4 protein-coding genes and 1 pseudogene are annotated in these 5,437 nt (G+C 72.6%); 4 read left to right on the top strand and 1 reads right to left on the bottom strand.

Annotated elements, in window-relative coordinates:
* From ACTIR_RS23855 to ACTIR_RS0116460, 4 genes are all read left to right on the top strand, one after another.
* Window positions 1-1,276: DUF7782 domain-containing protein (locus tag ACTIR_RS23855; RefSeq protein WP_065388599.1), on the top strand; the 1,276-nt coding region annotated here is incomplete at its 5' end.
* Window positions 1,273-1,698: a D-aminoacyl-tRNA deacylase gene (gene dtd / locus ACTIR_RS0116470; protein WP_026455111.1), complete on the top strand. Its 426-nt coding sequence runs from the start codon at window positions 1,273-1,275 to the stop codon at window positions 1,696-1,698. The genes ACTIR_RS23855 and dtd, both read left to right, overlap by 4 nt.
* Before the next feature lie 232 nt (window positions 1,699-1,930).
* Window positions 1,931-2,974 carry a sigma-70 family RNA polymerase sigma factor gene (locus ACTIR_RS0116465; RefSeq protein ID WP_026455110.1) on the top strand — a complete coding sequence of 348 codons (1,044 nt, stop codon included), beginning with the start codon at window positions 1,931-1,933 and terminating at the stop codon, window positions 2,972-2,974.
* A 402-nt stretch (window positions 2,975-3,376) separates the two neighbouring features.
* A complete protein-coding gene (locus ACTIR_RS0116460) occupies window positions 3,377-5,134 on the top strand; it encodes a fumarate hydratase (RefSeq protein ID WP_026455109.1) in 1,758 nt (585 codons plus the stop codon).
* A gap of 79 nt (window positions 5,135-5,213) precedes the next feature.
* On the opposite strand, the pseudogene ACTIR_RS23850 reads toward ACTIR_RS0116460, so the two are convergent.
* Window positions 5,214-5,437 (bottom strand): annotated as a pseudogene (locus ACTIR_RS23850) (hypothetical protein); the annotation flags it as partial.

The raw sequence follows: 5,437 nt of genomic DNA, 5'->3' as shown, positions 1-5,437 counted from the left end.
CCGCGCCGAGGCCGCCACCGCGCTCGCACCGCTGGGGCCGGACGAGGCACTGGAGGCCGGGCTGCTGCGGCCCGCAGGCGATGAGGGCCACGTCCTCGCCGGGCTCGACCTCCGGCCGCACGGTGACGAGGAGGGCAGCTGGTGGGTGCTGTCGGACCTGGACTCCGAGCAGTCCGGGCGGCCCGCACACGCCGACCACGTGCTCGGGGTGGGGCACGCCTCGCTGAGCCTGGTGCGGGCGACGAGCCGGCGCCCGGTGGGCACCGTGCTCGATCTCGGCACCGGCAACGGCGTCCAGGCCCTGCACGCGAGCAGGCACGCGGAGCGGATCACCGCCACCGACGTGTCGGCGCGGGCCCTGGCGCTGGCGCGGGCGACGTTCGAGCTCAACGGGCTGGACGTGGAACTGCTGCGGGGTGAGTGGTTCGCCCCGGTGGCCCGGCGCCGGTTCGACCGGATCGTGTGCAATCCGCCGTTCGTCGTCGGCCCCCCGCGGGTGGACTACGTCTACCGCGATTCCGGGCTGGCGGGCGACGACGCGAGCGCGCTCGTGGTGCGCCAGCTGCCCGGATTCCTCACCGAGGGCGGCACCGGGCACCTGCTCGCGTCCTGGCTGCACGTCGCCGGGCAGGACTGGGCAGACCGGGTCGGTGGCTGGTTGCCGCCCGGGACCGACGCCTGGTTCGTGCAACGCGACGTGGCCGACCCCGCGCTCTACGTCGGCACGTGGCTGCGGGACGCCGGTGTCGACCCCCGTTCCCCGGAGGGGCGGGCCAAGGCGGCGGCGTGGCTGGACTTCTTCGCCGAGCAGGACGTCGAGGGCATCGGGTTCGGGTTCGTCACGCTCCGCCGCACCGACGCCACGCCGACGGTGGTGTGCGAGGACCTGCGGCAGGCCTACGACGATCCGCTCGGTGACGAGGCCGCGGCCTGGCTCGACCGGGTGGACCAGCTGCGCACGCACGGCCACGACCTGCTCGGCACGGTGTTCCGGGTGCCGGACACCGTCGCGCTGGAACGGATCGACGAGCCCACCGACGAGGGGTGGGCCACGGCCGTGCGGCGGCTGCACCGTTCGGACGGGCCGGGGTGGCAGCACGAGCTGGACGAGCTCACGACGGCGCTGCTGGCGGGGTGCCGCGGTGCGTTGCCGCTCGGTGACCTGGTCGACCTGCTCGCGGCCGGGCACGGCGAGGATCCGGAGACGTTGCGCGACGCGGCGGTGCCGGTGGTGACCGAGCTGGTGCGGCACGGGATGCTGGAGATCGTCCGGTGAGGGCGGTGGCCGCGCGGGTCACCGAGGCCTCGGTGACCGTCGACGGGGAGATCGTCGGCGCGATCGACGAGCCGGGCCTGTTGGTGCTGCTCGGCGTGCACACCGACGACACCGAGGCGCAGGCGGAGACGATGGCGCGCAAACTGCACGAGCTGCGTCTGCTGCGCGACGAGCAGTCCTGCGCCACGGCGGACGCCCCGCTGCTGGTGGTCAGCCAGTTCACGTTGTACGGGGACACGCGGAAGGGGCGCAGGCCGTCGTGGACGGCCGCGGCGCGCCCGGAACACGCCGAACGGCTCGTCGACGCGGTGGTGGCCCGGCTGGGCAAGCGCGGCGCGCGGGTGGCCACCGGCCGGTTCGGGGCCGCGATGGAGGTCCACAGCGTCAACGACGGCCCCTTCACGGTGCTGGTCGAGGCGTGAGCCGCCGGCCGTGGAGCGGCGCGGTCATCCCACCACAACCCTTCCCCGTTACCGATTCGTGACGGAGTCAACACCGGCCGCGCCGCGGGAACGAATCCCGGCGCCGGGACGTTGATCCGGGTGTCCAGCCACGCAGCTGGGTACGTGGGGCGAGTTTCCACAGGCTCGCCGCGCGGCGCACGACGCGGACGTGCCCGAAGCGGCACGTCAGCCCGTTGACCGGGGAGGCACCATGTCCGTCCAGACACTCGAACGTTCCGCCCGCGGTATCGGTGAGCGGACCATTCCGATGCCCACCGACGACGACGTCGCGCCCGTGGCCCCCGCAGGCATCACCGCCGAGGAGGCCGACCTCGACGCCCAGGGACCCGCCGCCGACCTGGTCCGCGTCTACCTCAACGGCATCGGCCGGACCGCCCTGCTCAGCGCGCAGGAGGAGGTCGACCTCGCCAAGCGGATCGAGGCCGGGGTGTTCGCCCAGCACGTACTCGACACCGACGAGGACCTCTCCCGCGAGCGCAGGCTCGAACTCGCGGCGGTCGTGCGGGACGGGCAGGTCGCCAAGAACCACCTGCTGCAGGCGAACCTGCGGCTGGTGGTCTCGCTGGCGAAGCGCTACACCGGGCGGGGGATGCCGCTGCTGGACCTGATCCAGGAGGGCAACCTCGGGCTTATCCGCGCGGTGGAAAAGTTCGACTACACCAAGGGCTTCAAGTTCTCCACCTACGCCACCTGGTGGATCCGCCAGGCCATCACCCGGGGCATGGCCGACCAGGGCCGCACCATCCGGCTGCCGGTGCACCTGGTCGAGCAGGTGAACAAGCTCGCCCGCATCAAGCGCGACCTGCACCAGAAGCTCGGCCGGGAGGCCACGAACGAGGAGCTCGCGGCCGAGTCCGGCATCGCCGAGCACAAGGTGGCCAACCTGCTCGACCACGCGCGGGACCCGGTGAGCCTGGACATGCCGGTCGGCAGCGAGGAGGACGCGCCGCTCGGGGACTTCATCGAGGACTCCGAGGCCGCCGACGCCGAGAACTCGGTGATCTCCGGGCTGTTGCACGACGACCTGCGCCGGGTCCTGGCCACGCTCGACGAGCGCGAGCAGAACGTGATCCGGCTGCGCTACGGGCTGGACGACGGCCAGCCCCGCACGCTCGACCAGATCGGCAGGCACTTCAACCTCTCCCGCGAGCGGGTGCGCCAGATCGAGCGCGAGGTGATGGCCAAGCTGCGGCACGGCGAACGGGCCGACAAACTGCGCGCCTACGCCAGCTGAGGTCCGGGACTGCGGGATCGGGGAGCGACCACCCCCGGTAGCAGCCGCGATCACCCGGACAGCGGCGTTGACGGCCGGCCCCCGGGCGGGGGACCGTCGGGGGCGCGTTCACCGGGTGGGCGGCCCCGGCCGCCCGTCGTGTGTGGCGCCGTGTTGGCAGGTGTGGGTCCTCGCGGCCGGTCGTCCCCGGCCGTCCACCGGGGGCCGGGTCCGGTGGGCCCGGCCCCCGACCTGTCGGCACACCCGGTTCCGGCTCTCCCCCGCGCGGTCACCGCGGCGGCACGGGTGATCTGTGTCGCGCCCGGGCGCCCCGGCGCTGTCCGACCCCGGCGCGCTCGCGGTACGGTCTGGTCCCTTTCACCGGATCAGACCGCCTTGCCGAGGGAAAACGGAGCCGCAGCTGTGACCGTCCCCGAATCCACGTCCGCGTTCCAGCACACCGACGTCCTCCCGCTCGGTCCGGACACCACCACCGAGTACCGCCTGGTGACCGAGGAGGGTGTGCGGGTCGTCGAGGCCGCAGGCCGCCGGTTCCTCGAGATCCGGCCCGAGGCGCTGACCGAGCTGGCGCACGCGGCCGTCACCGACATCCAGCACCTGCTGCGCTCGTCGCATCTGGCGCAGCTGCGTTCGATCGTGGACGACCCGGAGGCCAGCGGCAACGACCGGTTCGTCGCGATGGACCTGCTGCGCAACGCCGCCGTGTCGGCGGGCGGGGTGCTGCCGATGTGCCAGGACACCGGTACGGCCATCGTGGTCGGCAAGCGCTCCGAGGGCGTGCTCACCGGCGGCACCGACGAGCGGGCGCTGTCCGAGGGGATCTACACCGCCTACCGCGACCTGAACCTGCGGTACTCGCAGATGGCGCCGCTGACCTTCTGGGACGAGCGCAACACCGGCACCAACCTGCCCGCGCAGATCGAGCTGTTCCACAAGGACACCGGCCACGCGGGCGCGGCGTCCGATGGGACGGGTGCCGACGGGGCGGGTGCCGACCCGGCCGACGGCACCGCCGACGCCACCGCCGACACCGACCCGTCCTACGAGTTCCTGTTCATGGCCAAGGGCGGCGGCAGCGCCAACAAGACGTTCCTGTACCAGGAGACCAAGGCCGTGCTGAACCCGAAGCGGCTCGCACGTTTCCTGGACGAGAAGCTGCGCGGCCTGGGCACCGCGGCCTGCCCGCCGTACCACCTGGCGATCGTCGTCGGCGGGATGTCGGCCGAGTACAACCTCAAGGTCGCCAAGCTGGCGTCGGCGCGGTACCTGGACGAGCTGCCCGCCGAGGGGTCCGAGCTGGGCCACGGCTTCCGGGACCGGGAGCTGGAACAGCAGGTGCTGGAGATGACCCGGCAGTTCGGCATCGGGGCCCAGTTCGGGGGCAAGTACTTCTGCCACGACGTGCGGGTGATCCGGCTGCCCCGGCACGGCGCGTCCTGCCCCGTCGGCATCGCCGTGTCCTGCTCCGCCGACCGTCAGGCCAAGGCGAAGATCACCCCGGAGGGGGTCTTCCTGGAGCAGCTGGAGCGGGACCCGGCGCGGTTCCTGCCGGAGGTGTCCGAGGGCGACCTGTCCGACGAGGTGGTCGAGGTCGACCTGAACCGGCCGATGTCCGAGATCCGCGCGCAGCTGTCCCAGCTGCCGGTGAAGACCCGGCTGAGCCTGACCGGGCCGCTGGTCGTGGCCCGCGACATCGCCCACTCCAAGATCGCCGAGCGGCTGGACGCCGGTGAGGAGATGCCCTCCTACCTGCGCGACCACCCCGTGTACTACGCGGGCCCCGCCAAGACCCCGGACGGCTACCCGTCCGGCTCGTTCGGCCCCACCACGGCGGGCCGGATGGACTCCTACGTCCAGCAGTTCCAGGCCGCGGGCGGGTCGATGGTGATGTTGGCCAAGGGCAACCGGTCGAAGCAGGTCACCGAGTCCTGCCGGGAACACGGCGGGTTCTATCTCGGTTCGATCGGCGGGCCCGCCGCGCGGCTGGCGCAGGACTGCATCCGCAACGTCGAGGTCCTGGAGTACGCCGAGCTGGGGATGGAGGCCGTCTGGCGGATCGAGGTGGAGGACTTCCCCGCGTTCATCGTCATCGACGACAAGGGCAACGACTTCTTCGCCGAGACCTCGGAACCGGTCCTGCAGATCTCGTTCCGCTCCTGAGCGCCGGGATGTGGCGGCCCTCCCCGGCCCCCCGACGGGAAGGGCCGCCACACCGTCCGGATGCCACGTTCCGCCGCTACTACTCCCGCTCGCTGCGGTGCTCCAGCACAACCGTCCGCTCGTCCAGCGGCGCGTCGAGCTCCACGGTCAGCGGCGGGTAGCGCATGTCCATCGTGCACATGGTGTCCGGGTCGGCGGGTTTCGTCTCGACCAGCGTGACCGTCACCCGCTTCCGGCCCGTGTCGGTGAGTTCGGCCGAGGCCTTCCCGCAGCCACCCTCCATCCCGACGACCCGGAGGGTGC

The organism is Saccharomonospora iraqiensis subsp. iraqiensis (genome assembly GCF_000430445.1).
Lineage (GTDB): Bacteria > Actinomycetota > Actinomycetes > Mycobacteriales > Pseudonocardiaceae > Saccharomonospora > Saccharomonospora iraqiensis.
The sequence above is the reverse complement of the archived record's forward strand: the minus strand, read 5'-3'. Positions and strand labels throughout refer to the sequence as shown.